This window comes from Blastocatellia bacterium, from assembly GCA_035275065.1.
Classification (GTDB): Bacteria; Acidobacteriota; Blastocatellia; order UBA7656; family UBA7656; genus DATENM01.
The window spans coordinates 36558-51915 of record DATENM010000014.1; the positions used below are offsets into that span (position 1 = coordinate 36558).

General features: G+C 56.4%; 11 protein-coding genes and 1 pseudogene. 2 read left to right on the top strand and 10 right to left on the bottom strand.

From position 1 onward, the window contains the following. Positions 1-71: 71 nt before the first annotated feature. The 7 genes and pseudogenes from VJ464_02185 to VJ464_02215 all read right to left on the bottom strand — a co-directional run bounded on the left by VJ464_02185 (position 72) and on the right by VJ464_02215 (position 7384). Complete coding sequence (locus VJ464_02185; GenBank protein ID HKQ03913.1) at positions 72-827, bottom strand: class I SAM-dependent methyltransferase; 756 nt, start codon at positions 825-827, stop codon at positions 72-74. Between the two features lie 82 nt (positions 828-909). After that, positions 910-1695, bottom strand: coding sequence for a hypothetical protein (locus tag VJ464_02190; GenBank protein ID HKQ03914.1), 786 nt, complete (start codon positions 1693-1695; stop codon positions 910-912). Then, a complete protein-coding gene (locus tag VJ464_02195) occupies positions 1692-2957 on the bottom strand; it encodes an ABC transporter ATP-binding protein (GenBank protein HKQ03915.1) in 1266 nt (421 codons plus the stop codon). The genes VJ464_02190 and VJ464_02195 overlap by 4 nt, the downstream gene beginning before the upstream one ends. Before the next feature lie 10 nt (positions 2958-2967). Next, positions 2968-3816, bottom strand: a complete 849-nt coding sequence (locus tag VJ464_02200; GenBank protein HKQ03916.1) for an ABC transporter permease — start codon at positions 3814-3816, stop codon at positions 2968-2970. A gap of 44 nt (positions 3817-3860) precedes the next feature. Beyond that, a complete protein-coding gene (locus tag VJ464_02205; protein HKQ03917.1) occupies positions 3861-6266 on the bottom strand; it encodes a polysaccharide biosynthesis tyrosine autokinase in 2406 nt (801 codons plus the stop codon). 176 nt (positions 6267-6442) lie between these two features. Further along, positions 6443-6664 carry a DUF433 domain-containing protein gene (locus VJ464_02210; GenBank protein HKQ03918.1) on the bottom strand — a complete coding sequence of 74 codons (222 nt, stop codon included), beginning with the start codon at positions 6662-6664 and terminating at the stop codon, positions 6443-6445. 495 nt (positions 6665-7159) lie between these two features. Beyond that, positions 7160-7384: pseudogene (locus VJ464_02215) on the bottom strand (ATP-binding protein). A 199-nt stretch (positions 7385-7583) separates the two neighbouring features. On the opposite strand from VJ464_02215, the gene VJ464_02220 reads away from it, so the two are divergent. Continuing rightward, positions 7584-7898 (top strand): hypothetical protein, encoded by a 315-nt coding sequence (locus VJ464_02220; GenBank protein ID HKQ03919.1) that lies wholly within the window; start codon positions 7584-7586, stop codon positions 7896-7898. A 433-nt stretch (positions 7899-8331) separates the two neighbouring features. Here the strand turns inward: VJ464_02220 and VJ464_02225 are convergent, their stop codons facing one another. Genes VJ464_02225 through VJ464_02235 form a run of 3 tightly spaced genes read right to left on the bottom strand, consistent with a single transcriptional unit; the run spans position 8332 to position 12766 of the window. Continuing rightward, positions 8332-10032 carry an alpha/beta hydrolase-fold protein gene (locus VJ464_02225; GenBank protein HKQ03920.1) on the bottom strand — a complete coding sequence of 567 codons (1701 nt, stop codon included), beginning with the start codon at positions 10030-10032 and terminating at the stop codon, positions 8332-8334. Between the two features lie 20 nt (positions 10033-10052). Beyond that, entirely contained in the window at positions 10053-12314 is a 2262-nt protein-coding gene (locus VJ464_02230) for a molybdopterin cofactor-binding domain-containing protein (GenBank protein HKQ03921.1), read from the bottom strand. Further along, positions 12311-12766 (bottom strand): (2Fe-2S)-binding protein, encoded by a 456-nt coding sequence (locus VJ464_02235; protein ID HKQ03922.1) that lies wholly within the window; start codon positions 12764-12766, stop codon positions 12311-12313. The genes VJ464_02230 and VJ464_02235 overlap by 4 nt, the downstream gene beginning before the upstream one ends. 473 nt (positions 12767-13239) lie before the next feature. Here VJ464_02235 and tkt point away from each other — a divergent pair, with 473 nt between their 5' ends. After that, complete coding sequence (tkt, locus tag VJ464_02240) at positions 13240-15285, top strand: transketolase (protein ID HKQ03923.1); 2046 nt, start codon at positions 13240-13242, stop codon at positions 15283-15285. Positions 15286-15358: the final 73 nt, after the last annotated feature.

Below are 15358 nucleotides of genomic sequence, written 5' to 3' on the forward strand. Positions count from 1 at the left end.
GGTAAAATGCCCTTGATGAAGTGTCTAGCCTTCACCTATCATCCCTCGGATCAATGGTAACGAATGGTATCTTATCTCTCATTCGAATAAATTGTAAATTTGACATGAGTACCTTCATATTTATCCAGTATCTTTCGCCTTAATACGTAAAAGCCACAATTATTAAACAAGGAATCGAGGAACGATTGTTGATGATAAAAGGCTTGAATATGGCTCCAAGGTTTTAGAGGAGCATTTGATTCCGTTGCTTTTTTGTAAAAGAGACCAGGGAATATCTTATGCAGGGATCGGAAAGCCTTATTCTTAAGGCGAGAGCGCCATAGACTTATGCGTGCCGCCTTTGTCAATGTGTAGGTTTGTACTATGATTTCACCCTTTGTAACTCTACATAACTCTCTGATAGCTTTGGCAACCATATGCTGAGGGATTAAATGAAACAGTCTACAGACAAGGGTTACCTCAAATTCATTATCAGTGAAGCGCAACGAGAAAACATCTCCACATTCTAGCCGAACGGAAGTTTCTGAGGATAGGAAAACTAATTTCTCTCTGGCTTCTTCCAACATAGCTTTGGATATATCTACTCCAACTAGATTCCGTACATTGTGGTAGTGAATAAAAAAACGGCCCGTTCCCACAGGCAAGTCAAGCAAGCTGTTGATTTGCCGCTTATTGAAATATGCTTCGATAAATTGATCTTCACGCCACCAATGAACTTCTTTTTCACGAGATGTATCATAATCCCGTGCAATATTCGCATCATATTTATAGTAACCATCATAGGCTGGCTCTTCAGTCCGGTTTGATTCGCAAGATGTGGTTTTCATCCTAAAATCCGATGCCAAGTTAGCACAATAAATCTAGAATCAGCAGAGCAACATATGCCATGCCTGTATGGGAGTTGAAGACTCATGAGAAATAAAACTGCTCCCAGCCATGTGGGGCAATGATTCGAGCGGGCGTTTCGCTCGGAGTCCAAGAAGGATTTCCTCGGAAGTAAGCATGAAACAGCGCTAAAGCATCTTCGCGCTTCATCCAACCATTCTGGACTGCGGGCCAGGTGTCTACTTTCTCTTCCTGAACAATTCTTTCACATCTTGCAACTATCGTCTCACGACAGCCTAGAGCGGCGAGGGCGCTGGCACGATGGTTTCCATCAAGAATCAAATATGCAGAAGTATGATCTGCGCGACGAAATTCTAATACTCTAGCAGGGCCATGTTTCTCCGGTTGATAACCCAGGTTAGCTATCGAGTATAATGTCTTTTCCAACCATACAAATTCTTCGTCAATTCGAATGGAAGGAATACCCAGTTCACAGAAATGAGTAAGAATATCAGGACACTCCCCCGGGGTGTTTCTCCAGCCATACTTTCGCCATTCACGAGGATCGTAGTTATCCCACGGATAGATCCACAATCCATACCGTTGACTAAAGGATACCCCCAGTGCTTCTCCCATGTGCCGCGGTCGATAGTGCCTTAGAAAATCAATAAAACGCCGCCTTACAACACGCAAATGCAGGCCACGGTGTAAATCAATTAGATATGTCTCGTATGGATTGTACTCTTGTCTCCCATAACGGAAACCGCAAAAATGTACGCATTCACGCACGGGCACTTCTACGTCTTTCTGAGTAGCCCATTGATGAGTATGGTCTAGAGATCGAATCAATAAATTCCCCAATCGCTTCATGCGACTACTCTCTCTGCATGCCAAATTACATTGGCGTAAACATAACCGAGGGAGCTAACAGGGAAACCACTGATTTCACCTTCTGTCTGAATCACCTCAAAGGAAAGAATGTTTTCTTGATAATCAAACAATTGCACGTTTGGGCGATGCAGTGCCAAGTTTATGAAGTAACGACCTGGCAGCAATAGCTGAGATGGAATGCTTGCTGTAATAGCATAGTTGCCTGCAGATTCTATGGATATTGGCACTTCTGCCATTTTATTACTTGAATAGAAAATTCGTTCTCGCTTGGAATTCAAGACAGCAAGTGCCACCTCGAGTCCCGGCTGGGGAGCGCGCACCTGAAAATGACACATTAAGATAACACGCTCGCTCATCTGAAAACATAGAGAGATATTCCCATTTTCATTACACAATTTTGCCGAACAAAAATAGGCTTCCGTAGATTTCTCTTTCAGGTCAATCGTGGCCTTTGTTGTGTTCGCCGCATCAAGATAGCAAGCTATAACATTTGCTGCATTATCCCTCAATACAAGCTGGCCGTACTGAAGTAACATACAACTCTCACACATTGCACCTATTGCTTCCATATTATGACTAACGAAAATCACAGTTTTCCCATTGCTGTCAGCAACTTCGCTCATTTTCCCAAGGCATTTTTTCTGGAAAGCTATATCGCCGACTGCGAGTACTTCATCAACTACGAGTATTTCCGGTTCTAAATGCGCAGCTACAGCAAATGCTAGTCGAACATACATTCCGCTGCTATAGCGTTTCACCGGCGTATCAAGGAACTGGTCAATCTCGGCAAAGCTGACAATCTCATCGAACTTCTGTTTAATCTCCAGCTTTGTCATCCCAAGGATGGCACCGTTCAGATAAATGTTCTCGCGTCCGGTCAGCTCCGGGTGAAAGCCTGTGCCCACCTCCAACAGGCTGGCCACACGACCGCGAATCTTAACCCGCCCCTCGGTCGGCTCTGTGATCCGGCTCAAGATTTTCAACAACGTCGATTTGCCCGCGCCATTGCGCCCGATGATGCCGACGACTTCGCCTTGCTTGATCTCAAACGAAACATCCTTGAGCGCCCAGAAATCCTCTACCGATTGCCGGTGAGCGCTTTGCCTCTTCGCCCAGCGCCACGGCGTCAGCAACTTATCGGCAAAGACATCGCGCAGGGCGACATAGCGCTGGCGCTCCTGCTGGTGGTGGATGCGGTATTTCTTGCCGAGATTTTCAGCGCGGATGACAACGTCGCTCATTGGCGTGCTTTTAGATTACGTCTGCAAATGTCCGTTCCATGCGGCGGAAATACCAGATGCCCGAAGCGCACAAGGCGACAGTAATTACGATTGAAGCCAGCAACGCGGGCCAGTAGATGTGGGCTTCGCCGCGCAAGAGCGCCCAGCGGAAGCCGTCAATTACACCGACCATCGGGTTACATGCATACAACAACCGCCAGCGCTCCGGTACGAGGTCGCTGCTGAAACCGACCGGCGAGACGAACAGCCCAAACTGCACGATGAACGGCACGATGTAGCGAAAGTCGCGATACTCCACATTCAGCGCGCATAACCAGAGGCCCGCGCCAAAGGCCGCGCTGAAGGCCAGCGCGATGAAAAGCGGCAACATCACTAGCCGCCAGTCCGGCAGGTAGCCATACCAGAGCATCATCACGGCCATCAGCGCCAGCGTGATCAAAAAGTCTACGAAACTAGTGATAACTGAACCCGCCGGCACGATCAGGCGCGGGAAGTAAACCTTCGAAATTAGGTTGGCGTTGCCGATCAGGCTGTTACTGGATTCGCTTAGTGCCGTCGAGAAAAATTGCCAGGGCAGCATCGCCGCAAAGACCATCAGCGCGTAAGGCGCTGCGCCGGGGGCCGAGAGCTTCGCCACCTTATTAAAGACGAAGGTGAATACGACCATCGTCAAGAATGGCCGGATGAGCGCCCAGGCGACACCGATCACCGTCTGCTTGTAACGCACTAAAATGTCGCGCCACGCCAGGAAGTAAAACAACTCGCGGTATCGCCAGAGGTCGCGCCAGTAGTTCTTCTCCGTGCGGCCTGCTTCAATCCACAGGTCGAATTGTTCAACCGCCGATGATGGTTCACTCATTGCGGATGCTTTGGCTGTCATTAGAGAGTTGAGCTATACAGATTCTAGGTGGCGCTATCGCCCGTGCTCTCCTGCCCGTAGGCCGAGTAGTAGCGATAGTAGTAGTAGTTGTCGTAGCCTTCGCGGCGCAGATCAACATTGTTCAGCACAACGCCGAAGACTTTGGCATTCACCGAATCCAGGTCATGGCGGGCGCGGCGAACCACATCGCGAGTGCTCTTGCCGCCATGCACCACTAGAAGCACGCCGTCTACCATCGTCGAAAGAATCACCGGGTCGGTGACGTTCATCAGCGGCGGCGAATCGAGTATGACATGGTCGTAGCGGTCGGCCAGCTCTGTCAGCAGACGTTTCATGCGCTCAGAGCTGATCAACTCTGCCGGGTTCGGCGGAATCGGCCCGCAGGGGATAAATGAAAGATTCGGCATTTGCAGCTTCTGGATTAACCCATCCACATTCATGTTGCGCGATAGATAGGTCGAAAGGCCCCGCATGTTGTCTATGCCGAGAATCTTATGGGCCGACGGCTTGCGCATATCACAATCGATCAACAGCACCGACGCGCCGAGCTGCGATAGCGAAATTGCGGTGTTCACCGCCGTCGTCGTCTTCCCTTCACCGGGCTGACCGCTGGTCACCAGGATGGTTTTCGGCGGTTTGCCCGCCGATGACAGCAGCACCGAGGTTCGCAGAATGCGGTAAGCTTCTGCCGCAGACGAGCGGCTATCAGGCGCGACCAGATGAGCAGCGTTTGCGTTCTCCGCCCCGTTGCCGTTGACGCTGGCCGGCAGTGATTTCAGTTTCTTTGCGCCTTTTGATGGCAGCATCCCTCGCGGCGCAACCAGACCGATGGGCGGAATCACGCTCAAGGCGGGAAGCTGCACGTAACGACTGACGTCTTCGACCGTTTTGATCGTGTTGTCAATATATTCGAGGAACATCGCCAGGCCGATCCCTGCCGATAGCGCCAGCATAAAGCCGATGACTACGGTGCGCATGCGCGCCGGGCTGATCGGCGTTTTGGGAACTCGCGCCGGGCTGATGATGCGCACGTTGTTGTGCTGCTCGGCGACTTGCAGGTTGGCCTGATTGGTGTTTTGCAAAAACTCCGTGTAGAGCTTGTTCGCCGTGTCCACATCTTGCTTGAGAATATTGAGCTGAATAGCTGCTTGATTCTGCTGGACGGCTTCGCCTTTGGCTTTCTCTAACGCTGCTTTCAGTGATTGCTCATCGCGCACGGCGCGCTCGTAATCGGCCTTCAGGCGTTCGGCCAGCGTGCTGCGGCTCTCGCTGATCTGCCCCTGAATGACCGCAATTTCCTGCTTGACGCGAACAATCTGCGGGTTTTCCGGACCATATTTTGTTTCAAGGTCGGAGAGCGTGATGGCCAACTCCTGAAGCTTCTTTTGCAGATCACTGCTTTTGGGGTCGGCAAAAGCTTCGGGTAGTTGCGCGACACGCCCCATCTTCACCTCTTCATAGAGCGACTGCTTCAGCATGCGATCAGTCTCGGCGCGCATCACCTGCTCGTGCAGGCGCGAGAGCTTGTCTGCGGTCAGCGTCTCTTTGCCCTCGGTCGAAAAGATGTTGTTCTCGCGTGTGTAGTTCGCGAGCGCCTGCTCGGCCTGCTGCACCTTGGCCTTCAACTCGCGGGTCGAACGATCAAGCCAGTCCGAGGTGGTCGTAAACTTCTGGGTCTTTGCTTCAAAGTTCTGCTTGATGAAGACTTCGGCGATGGCGTTGGCGATAGCCGCGGCGATCTTCTGGTCAGAGTGTCTGAACGAAATCTTCAGGTCGCGCGTGTCCATTACGGGAACAACCGTCAGGCCGCCATCTACGGCATCCATGTAGGGTTCGAACCGCGCCTGATCTTCCGGCGTAAGCGGCAGGCCAGATTTCGCGGAAGAGATCGCCTCTTCCGTATCATCCTCATCTAGCCTGGCCGGGCGCCCCGAGACGCGCTGGCCGAGCAGCTTGATTGCGTCCAGTACGGATTTTTTAGCGCCGACGCTAAAGAACTTTGGGTTCTGGTCGAGGCCGAGCTTAAGCACTACGGCTTGATAAACCGCGGGGCTACGTAATGCCTGAATCTTCGTCTTCAGGCTGACATTCATCGGGTCTTCAACTTGAAATACAAAACTGCCGGGTTTGCCGGGCGGCGGGTCTTCCTTGCCGATCTCAATCATCGTCGAGGCTTCATAAATCGAAGGCGTGCGGTACATCTCAATCGCCACTACGATGGTGATGACGACGGTGATGGTGATGATCAGCCATTTGTGCTTGCGGATGTTGCGCCAGACTTCGCGGACGCGGACGTTTTCTTCCTTGTGGCCATAGCCGTAGCCGTAATCGCCTTCGGCGCGGTAATCCGCCGCTCGCGGATAGGCCGGCTGGAGCGATATCTCGTCAGGTATCACTACCTTCTCTATTTCATGATTCTCTTCTGACATTGCTGATACTCCTGGCGACTGATGACCGATGCCAATTTTTAGCCCGATCAGCCTAGTGAATCCAGATTACCCACCAGTTATCTGATCGCTTCAATTCTGTCTATGTAGACGGTAACCAATTTATGCCCCGGAAGCGGGGCTTCCACCTGTGGCCATAGCCGCGCAGAGAAATCTTTTCAAGCCACTTCCCGAAAACTAAAACGATGCTTCAATAGCTCAGACGAAAATCGCAGACATTCCAACACGTCTTCACGGGATAGCGACGGGGACGCTTCAAGCACGTCATCTATGGAGTCGCCGGCGCCGAGAAATTCAAGCACGGTTTGTACAGTTATTCGCGTACCTTTGATGACCGGGCGATCATTACAGATATCAGGATCAACGATGATGCGTTTCATGGCTTAACGATCATAGTCAAGGAAGTGGCCTGGAGCAAGATTATCTAAGCGCAATGATTGCTGGCGTTGCCCGGTATCTGCGCACACCTCTGCCAGCAATGGTTGAACCCCGCAGGGAAGTCGCCACGTGCGACACGCTGATTATCAAAATCGTGCCCCCTGGTGAAGGTTTTCTTGGGAGTCGGGAGGGGCAGCTTTGGAGAGAGCCCGGCCAGGGTGTGAGCGCGACTACATATCTAAATTTCAGTTTTCGTTGTCAAGAATGCGTCCCCCCGTCTCATTTCGCTTACCTCCACTTGGCACCGCCTTACGAAGCATCGGGTTGATGCGCCAAACCTGCAGTTTGACAGGCTCATTTGCATTTAAAGTAGCTGTAGCAAACCACCTACCGGGGGACTCGTTCATTGCGACCCGCGTAGCATATCTACCCTCAGGCAAATTTGTCAATCCCTGCCGTATGCTTCCGCTGCATTGCGGTATGCATTGGCAAACGCTTCAATTCTTCGGCAGGGAAAAGTAAAACTTTGCGCCCTGCTCTTTTGCGCCTTCGGCCCAAACGCGGCCGCCGTGGCGCTCGACGATGCGCCGCACATGCGCAAGGCCGATGCCTGTGCCTTCGAACTCTGCTGCGGTGTGCAAACGGTGGAAGGGCTTAAACAGGTTGTCCGCATCTTTGCCGTCAAAACCGACGCCGTTATCGGCAAAATACAGAACCGTTTCATGATATGAGGAGTATGCGTACGCTCATAACTGCTCATTCCGTCTTTCAGCTTTCGGGGTTGCGATGCCTAAGCCGGCGATAAACTATCCAAACTTCATGCCGTTTGTAAGGAGTTGTGCGCCCCGCGACCAGCGTTAACATTCTTCTCGCCCCACGCTAGCGAATGTGTAATAATCGGCTCATTCGCACGGAGGCACTTTGACTAATCGAATCTGTCCGGCGTGCGGCTGGCGCGTTCACCATTCGCACGCGCGCGGCGTAAAAGAAAAATTTATCAGGGCCGTGACTTCATACAAGCTCTACCGCTGCCGCGAGTGCGGCTGGCGCGGCTGGCTCGGCAAGCCCAACCTGATCGCCCGCAAGCACCGTTTGCGGGTCATCCTGGCGCTGCTCATCACCCTGCTTTTAACCCTGCTGCTTGCCCTCTACTTGATTGACCATTCGACGCAACCGCCCATCGCGCCCAAGCAGTTCGTTCTGCCCCGGAGTCTTGGCTCGCTCTCAGTCAAATAAACAGGACTTGGGTTTGCTTCCAAGTCCCGGAATTGAGTCTCTAGATTCTCAGGCGAAAATCGGGTTGGCAGGATCGAGACTCAAGCCCCGGCTTTGAAGAGGGGATAGCCTTCTGAGCCGGGACGGCGTTGGCCGTCGCAAGCAGGAACGCCGGCCAGCACTACGGATGAGATTGGAACCGCTCACCGGAATGCAGCGCCATCATACGCGTCAGCCAAAGACTTCCGCATCGGGCAAATGTCCCATTTCGAAAAGCACAATTGTGCTGGGTTCTAGAGTGGTGTTCAATTGCATTTGCCATGTAGCGCAAGCTGTTAGCTTGCGCCAGTCGATGCACAAGCTAACAGCTTGCGCTACACCCGATTGAAATCCGCCCTAGGGGTTGGCACCACCGGCTAATTTCCGGTGTGCCTTCGGGACTTCGGCCATCGCTCTATTGCCTGCCGTTTAAGGTTACCGCACCGCTTGCCGTCATCCGTGCGGCATCCCCGTCCGGCATACGCCAGCTCCCGTCAAAGCGCCCCTCGGCGACGGGAGTATCAATCGTCCCTTTAAAGAGAAGATAATCCTTCATGCCTAAAAGCAGGTCGGGCGCGCCGATGCCGAACGGGTTGCGGCGATTGCGCGGCGCAGGCCCTGTCATCCCCGCCCACCACGGCAAACCGGAACTGACTAGCACGTAATGGCCCGCTGCCGGGAAGACATACACCAGCCCATAATTTGTGCTTGCCGCCGCGTTGAACTGCACGGGTAAGCGGTCGCTATACTTCGCCACCAGGCTGTTGCTTTCTTTGGTGCCGAATAAGACGAGGTTGGCGCTTTCGAGATCGCTCGGCCTGACTTCTTTATCTGCGAGCACGCGCGGAAAGATCATCACGCGGCCCAAAAAAGCGTTGCGATAGACCGACCAGTTCGCGGCGTACTCGGCCTGCTCGCGGCGCTTCTGCCTTTCAGCATCTGTCGGGCTGTCCGCTGTGCCGTAAACATAAATGTGGCGGCTGCCGATGACTTCGCTGATCGGCCCTTCACTGCCGGCGCGCTTTGCTGTCGCCTCTGGCTCGTACTTCGCCGTCACCCAGTCATTCTGTTGCTCGGTAAGCGATAGCTCGCTTGCGACGCGGGCGCGCACCTGTTTGCCGTTGATTAAAACTTCAAGCGGCTGGTTGGCTTTAAATTTCGGGTGGCCAGCAAGCTTGAGCGTCAGCGCGCCTACGGCTGCCGTCGTGATCTCAAGATGATTCGGCGAAGTAAATCGCGCATCAACGCTTGCCAGGGTGCCCGGCGTCAACTGATCGATTGCGACCCAGTAAGCCGAGGTGTACTTGTAACGGCTGGTCGCAAAGCGCACGCGGTCGGGATAGCGGTTGCGGCGGAACGGTTTGAACCAGTCAAAGATGGCTTCGTCTTTGTAAGCGTTCTCCCAGCTATTGTGCTGGACGCCGGGGTATTCGGTGTATTCGACGCGGGTGCCGAGCGCTTCAAGCCGCTTCACCCATTCGCGCGTGCCTTCGGGCTTGACTACAGGGTCGGCGCCGCCTTGAAAGAAATGCACGGGGTAGTTCAAGGCGTTGGGCGCAAGCTCTAGCGTCCCTTCAGGCGGCGCCGGGCAGACCGGCGCGATTGCCGCCCAGATGTCCGGGCGCGTCAGGCCAATCCAAAGCGTGCCGCCGCCGCCCATAGATAACCCCGTAAGATAGACGCGGTCTTCATCAATCGGAAAGCGCCGCTTAACGTCTGCGAGCACATCTAAGACATCGCGCTCGGCGATACCCTGATAGCCAACCGTGCCGCGCGCGTAAGGCGATGCGACAATGAAATCGACGTCCTTCCATTCGGGAAAATAGCGCGTCGCTTCGACATCGGTTTCGCCCTGCTGATTGCTCTTGCCAAAGACGCGGCGGAGCGACAGCCGATGATTCGACCCCGCGCCGTGCAGCATGACGACCAGCGGATACTTCTTCTTCGGGTTGAAGTTCTTCGGCAGATAGAGCCCATAAGGCTGCTCTGTGTCGTCTACGTCTGAAAAGATCGTCAGCACCTGCGGCCCCGGCTTCAAGGTTTGTCCTGTCGCGCCATGCACACAGGCAAGCAGCAAGAGCAAGGCGACCACGCGCCGGCGATTCGGATGATCCATAGAGGGTCAAGCTCCTTAAGCTATGCGGTAAGCTTGTTGCCCGTGAGCGGCAGCTCGCGAACGCGCTTACCGGTGGCGGCGAAGATCGCGTTCGTCAGCGCCGGCACAAACGGCGGCACCCCCGGCTCGCCTACGCCTGCCGGCGGCGCGCTGCTTTCAACGATAGTGACGTTGGTCTGGTAAGGCGCTTCATTCATGCGCGCCACCTGGTAATCGTGGAAGTTCGATTGATCGATCCGGCCCGCGGTTGCGGTGATCGCGCCGCTGCGCACGATGCTTGTGCCAAAGACCGCTGCGCCCTCGAACTGCGCGCGCACGACATCAGGGTTGACCACCATGCCGGCATCTACAACGGTTTCTACGCGCGGGATGCGCACCTTGCCTTTATCATCGACTTCGACTTCGACGACCGTCGCCACGTAAGTCAGGAAACTGCGATGCACGCTGATGCCGAGGCCGTGGCCGCGGCCCATCTTGCGTTTGCCCCAGCCGGCCTTCGCTGCCGCCATCTCGGTGACGCGGCGCATGCGAGCGGTGTCAATCGGATAGGCGTCTGTCGCGCCGCCATAGTTCGGATAACCAATCGCCTTAAGGTCAATCTGTCGTGCCGGGCCGAGGGCTTCGAGCAAGTAGGCGAGCGGGTCGCGACCGGCGGCATGCGCCAGCTCGTCTATGAAGGAATGGACGGCAAAGGCGTGATAGATGTTGGATACCGAGCGCAGCCAGCCGATGCGCACGTGCGCTTCAGCCGGGCCGTTTTCGACGCGCAGATTGGCCACATCAAACGGCATGTCGGTCCAGCCCATCGCCAGCTCGAACGGCGCGCCATAGGTCTGATTCGGCGCAAACGTCGAAGAGATGGTCGGAAAGACCGAGCGTTGCAGCCACGCCGTGGGCCGGCCCTTGTCATCAAGCGCCGCCTTCATATACATCGCTGCTACGGCGTGATAATAGTCAAACCGGATGTCGTCTTCCCTGCTCCAGACGACCTTGACCGGGCGCCCGACCTTCTTTGAAAGCAGCGCCGCTTCGACCGCATAATCGGGCTTCGACTTGCGACCGAAGCCGCCGCCGAGCAGCGTTACGTGACAGATGACATTCTCTTTCGGAACGCCGAGCGCGCGGCTGACTTCCGATTGCACGGCCTGTGGGTTCTGCGTCGCCGTCCAGACCGTAACCTTGTCGCCGCGCACGTCCGCAAGCGCCGCGGGCGGCTCCATCGAAGCATGCGCCAGATGCGGCACATAATAATCGGCTTCGATGATCCGGCCGCCTTTGGCAAACACGGCGTCTACGTCGCCCGCGTTGCGCGCCACCTTGCCCGGCTTGCGAGCCGTCTCCTGTAACTGCTTCTTGTAGTCGGCGGAGTTGTACGCGGCATGTGCGCCGTCGTCCCATTCAATCTTCAGCTTCTCGCGCCCCTGAAAAGCCGCCCAGGTGTTGTTCGCGATGACCGCAACACCGCCGAGCGGCTGAAAGGCATGCGGCGCTTTAAACGGGTCGAGCGAGACGGTCTGCTGCACGCCTGCGACCTTGAGCGCTTCTTTATCGTCTACGGATTTGATCTTGCCGCCAAGCACGGGCGGATGCTCAATCGAGGCATAAACCATGCCCTCGGTGCGCGCGTCCATGCCGAACTGGGCATGGCCTGTGCAGAGGTCGCGGAGGTCTACGCTCGGCGCCGGCTTGCCGATATATCGCCATGCGCTTTTGGGCTTAAACTGCAACTCCTCTTTCTTCGGCACCGGCAACTTTGAAGCGGCTAGAGCCAGCTCGCCATACGAAGCTTTGCGGCCCGACTTGCGGTGCAGGATGGTGTGCAGGCTCGCTTCACACTCCGCAACCGGCACCTGCCACTGAGCGGCGGCGGCCTGCGCCAGCATCAAGCGCGCGGTTGCGCCGCCCTGGCGCATCACGTCAAAGAAGTCGCGCACCGAATGCGACCCGTCCGTGTCCTGCGAGCCATAGCGCGCATCGCCGATGGCCTGCTCGACGCGGACGCGCTGCCAGTCGGCGTCTAATTCGTCGGCAAGGATGAGCGGCAGTGTCGTGCGGATGCCCGTGCCCATCTCTGAGCGATGCGCGATGATGTAGACCGTGCCGTCCGTGTGAATGCCGACGAAAAGATCGGGGCGAAAGACCGCGTCATCTATGCCTGCGGCAGCCGTCGCGCCGCTGGCGTGGACGAATTTGGGCACCAGCTGCATGCCGAGGACGAAAGCGCCGCTGGCGAGCGCGCCTTTGAGAAAGCCGCGCCGACTGACATTTTCAATCTTGCTCATGCCTTGACCTCCGCGGCGGCTTTGATCGCCGCACGAATCCGCTGGTAGGTGCCGCAGCGGCAGATGTTGCCCGACATCGCCTGATTGATCTCTTGATCGGTGGGCCGATGGTTCTTATTAAAGAGCGCCGCTGCCTGCATGATCTGGCCCGACTGGCAATAGCCGCACTGCGGCACGTTCGTCTGCATCCAGGCGCGCTGTACCGGGTGGAGGTTGTTGCCGGCAAGACCCTCGATGGTGACGATCTCGGCGCCGGCAAGCGAGCCCACGGGCGTCATACAGGAGCGGATCGCTTCGCCGTTTTTATGAACCGTGCAAGCGCCGCACATGGCCATGCCGCAGCCGAACTTGGTGCCGGTCAGTCCCAACAGATCGCGAACGTACCAGAGCAGCGGCATCTCGGCGTCGCCTTCATAAGTGCGCTCGACGCCATTGACTTTGAATCGAATCATTGGCTCACCTCAACGTTTGGTGTCGGAGGCGCTCGCCGAAGCGAGCGTCACAGGTTTAGTAGCACTTCACAGGCGAACGCGCAACTGCCGCCGGTCGCTAGTCAGGGTCTATTCATTCTCCGGACTTGAACCGCCAAGACGCCAAGGACGCCAAGAGAACACAGAGCTTTTCTTGGCGGTCTTGGCGTCTTGGCGGTTTATATCCCCATGGTTATTCGAGAATGAATAGGCCCTGGGTCGCTAGTGCCGGCACGCGATTGAAACTTAGGCTTGAGCTTCAGGAATAAACCCGCGCCCCGGCGACATCTTTGAAGGGTGAGGAGGCCGGGCCTAAAATCGGCAGCGAAATTGTCAAAAAAGCTTTCGAGACTTTAGCCCTTGAGTGATACACTATCAGCCGCTTCGACAGCCGGCATTCACGGCTTCTTCCAGATTTTTCTTTGAGAGATTCTCAGCAAGGAGATCAGCAAATCATGAGTACAGCGTCGATGCCTACCGACACCCCCAGACATGACAGCCAGCTCGACGAGCTATGCATTAACACGGTTCGCACGCTGGCCATGGACGCCGTGCAGCAAGCCAATTCGGGCCACCCCGGAACGCCGATGGCGCTCGCGCCGGTCGCCTATGTGCTTTGGGACCGCTACATGCGCCACAATCCGCACAACCCGCAATGGCCGAACCGCGACCGCTTCGTGCTGTCGGCCGGGCACGCCTCCATGCTCTTGTACGGCATGCTGCATATTTCCGGCTACGACCTGCCGCTCGAAGAGATCAAGCGCTTCCGCCAGTGGGAGTCGAAAACGCCGGGCCACCCCGAATACGGATTGACCGCGGGCGTCGAAACCACCACCGGGCCGCTCGGCCAGGGCGTCGCCAACTCGGTCGGCATGGCGATTGCCGAGCGCTGGCTGGCGGCGCGCTTCAACCGCCCCGGCCACGAGATCGTCGATTATCGCGTCTATGCCATCGCCGGCGACGGCTGTATGATGGAAGGCGTCTCGTCCGAGGCCGCTTCGCTCGCCGGCCATTTGCGCCTCAGCAACCTCGTCTGGATTTACGACAACAATCACATCACCATCGAAGGCAATACCTCGCTTGCCTTCAGCGATGACATGGCCTCGCGCTTCATGTCTTATCACTGGAACGTCCTCAGGGTCGGCGACGCCAATGATCTTGAACTGCTCGACGGGGCGATCCGCACGGCGCAGAAAGAGAGCGAGCGCCCGACCTTGATCATCGTTGACAGTCACATCGCCTGGGGCGCGCCGAACAAGCAGGACACACACTCGGCGCACGGCGAGCCGCTCGGCGAAGAAGAGATTCGCTTGACCAAGCAGCGCTACGGCTGGCCCGCCGATGCCAAGTTTTTGGTGCCGAACGAAGTCAGCGCCTACACCAACCGCTCAATCGAGCGCGGCGGCAAGTACGAAGCCGACTGGAACGCCAAATTCGCCGCCTACAAAGAAGCGCACCCGGAGCTGGCCGCTGAATGGGAGAAGTTGCACAGCGGCGAATTGCCCGACGGCTGGGAAGCCGCGATTCCAACTTTCCCTGCCGATGCCAAAGGCGTCGCGGGCCGCGATGCCAGCGCCAAGGTGTTGAACGCCATCGCCGCGAGCGTGCCGTGGGTGCTGGGCGGGTCGGCAGACCTCGCGCCTTCGACCAAAACGCGGCTGACGAAAGAAGGCGACTTTGAGGCCGACTCCTACGCCGGGCGCAACTTCCATTTCGGCATTCGCGAGCATGCCATGGGCGCGATCCTCAACGGCATGGCGCTGGCGAAGTTGAAGGCTTACGGGTCGGGCTTCCTGATCTTCTCGGATTACATGCGCGCGCCGATTCGCCTGTCATCGCTGATGGAGCTGCCGGTGACTTACATCTTCACGCACGATTCCATCGGCGTCGGCGAAGACGGCCCGACGCATCAGCCCATCGAGCAGTTGATGTCATTGCGCGCCATCCCGCACCTGCACGTCATCCGTCCCGGCGACGCCAACGAAGTCAGCGAAGCATGGCGGGTCATCATGACGATGAAGAATCATCCGGTGGCGCTCATCCTCAGCCGCCAGCCGATGCCGACCTTTGACCGCACCCAATACGCTTCGGCTGAAGGCACGCAGCGCGGCGCTTACGTGCTGGCCGACTCCGAAGGCACGCCCGAAGTGATTCTGATCGGCACCGGCTCGGAGCTTCAGCTCTGCGTCTCGGCTTACGAGCAACTGACCCAGGAAGGCATCAAGGCGCGCGTCGTCAGCCTGCCCTGCTGGGAGCTGTTCGAGCGCCAGTCAGCGGAGTATCACGAAGCGGTGCTGCCGGCGGCGGTGAATGCGCGCGTCGCGGTCGAAGCCGGGACGAATCTCGGCTGGGAGAAATTCGTTGGGCGCGCCGGCCGCATCATCGCGCGCCGCAACTTTGGCGCGTCAGCGCCGCTCAAAGACCTGCTCAAGCATTTCGGTTTCACCGTCGAAAACGTCGTCGCTGAAGCCAAGGCGGCAATCGAACAGAACAAGGGCTAGAGAAAAGGAGGCAGGAGACAGGAAGCAGGAGGCAGTCCAGAAGTTGTGCAAACGGTCTTGACGGTCAATAGCG